The following is a 246-nucleotide window of genomic DNA, read 5'->3' on the forward strand; positions in this document are numbered from 1 at the left end:
TCACTGCTACACGCGGAATTCCATCCCCCTCTGCCGCACTCTAGCCATGCAGTCACAAATGCAGTTCCCAGGTTAAGCCCGGGGATTTCACATCTGTCTTGCATAACCGCCTGCGCACGCTTTACGCCCAGTAATTCCGATTAACGCTTGCACCCTACGTATTACCGCGGCTGCTGGCACGTAGTTAGCCGGTGCTTATTCTTACGGTACCGTCATGAGCCATCTGTATTAGAGACAACCTTTTCG

At 52.8% G+C, this 246-nt stretch carries 1 rRNA gene; it reads right to left on the minus strand.

The annotated features are described in order from the left end of the window. A 16S ribosomal RNA gene (locus ACTHSW_RS10935) occupies positions 1-246 on the minus strand; the annotation flags it as partial.

Source organism: Neisseria sp. P0008.S004, from assembly GCF_051962755.1.
Classification (GTDB): domain Bacteria; phylum Pseudomonadota; class Gammaproteobacteria; order Burkholderiales; family Neisseriaceae; genus Neisseria; species Neisseria subflava_A.